At 32.2% G+C, this 1,312-nt stretch carries 1 protein-coding gene; it reads right to left on the reverse strand.

Annotation, left to right across the window (positions count from 1 at the left end; genetic code table 11):
* Window positions 1–1,042 (reverse strand): IS110 family RNA-guided transposase (locus KA858_RS08080; RefSeq protein ID WP_348634756.1); only part of this gene is annotated, 1,042 nt, incomplete at its 3' end.
* Between the last annotated feature and the right edge of the window lie 270 nt (window positions 1,043–1,312).

A 1,312-nucleotide genomic window follows, 5' to 3' on the forward strand; every position in this document is an offset into this window, starting at 1 on the left:
CATAATGATGTTGTCCCCTTATAATATTCATAACCACCCAAAATAAAAGTCTTCTCGCTTTTTTATTACCACGTTTATTGATTGTATCTCTACTGTGTGTCCCACCTGATTGATATCGTTTGATATCAATACCTACAAAAGCATTAAGTTGTTTATTAGATTTAAAGCGTGTAATATCACCAATTTCTCCAATTATCATAGCGGCACTAAGCTTACCAATACCAGGTATCGAGTGAATGCTTTCGAAACAATCAAGCTGCTGTGCTAATTGAATCATGGCTTCATCCAATAGTTTGAGTCGTTGTATAGATGATTTTAATTGTTGAATAAGTAAGCGTACTTTTTCAACTAGAAAGGAATGTCTATCGACATTAGGATAGCTTTCTGAAGCAATATTTACTAATTGATCCGCATAATTTTTAGCTTTGTTCTTTGATAGACCTTTGTCTGTAGAATCAAATATATGTGTAATAAGTGTGTCTTCATCTAAATCAATAACCATATCTGGATGCGTAAAAATTTCTGCGATATTAAGTGCAATGATTGAATATCGACTACTAAATAATTTTTCTAAACCAGGAAATGTTTGATGTAATAGTTCAATAATCTCATTCTTAAGACGATTTTGATTATTCTCAATTTCTAGATGAAAACGAGCACGTTCTCTTAATTCAAAGAAGATTGAATCCTGTGTAGGTGAGCTGTCCGTTTGTTTAAGAGTTGGCGCTAAATGAGCCAATTTGTGAGCGTCAGCATGATCTGTTTTCCAAGATCTCAAAGAACTCGTTCTAAATTTGGCTTCTAACGGATTCATTTCAATATAATCAATTTGATTTACACGACAAAATCGTGTCATAGCTCTTGAATAGACACCTGTAGATTCAAAAATGATTTTTGGGTGGTCTAAGTCAATCAAATACTTTAATAAATGATTATAGCCATTTTTATTATTTTGAATGGTAAATTCCTTTTGGAATTCTTCATCTTTATAGTGTGCAATTACGCTGTTTCTCTTACTAATATCAATACCTAAGTAATCGATAAATATAACCTCCTTGTATATTTTGAGAAGCTGAAACTTTACTTAACCTTTCTCATTTCACTTTCCTATACACGGCTTCAAGAGCCCAACATACTACAAACGAATTTCAAAAGGCGAGAGTAAAGCTGACTAGTTTTTAATACGGATTTAAAATCCAAGGGAGTGCACAGTCTACTTCTCTCTACAACTATAAAAAATAGCTGTGAAAAAATCTATCGTCATAGATTTCTTCACAGCTAATCTTAGTATGTTTTATATACTTTTATATTG

Origin of the sequence: Staphylococcus sp. GDX8P80P (genome assembly GCF_017893095.1) — a bacterium.
Lineage (GTDB): Bacteria > Bacillota > Bacilli > Staphylococcales > Staphylococcaceae > Staphylococcus > Staphylococcus borealis.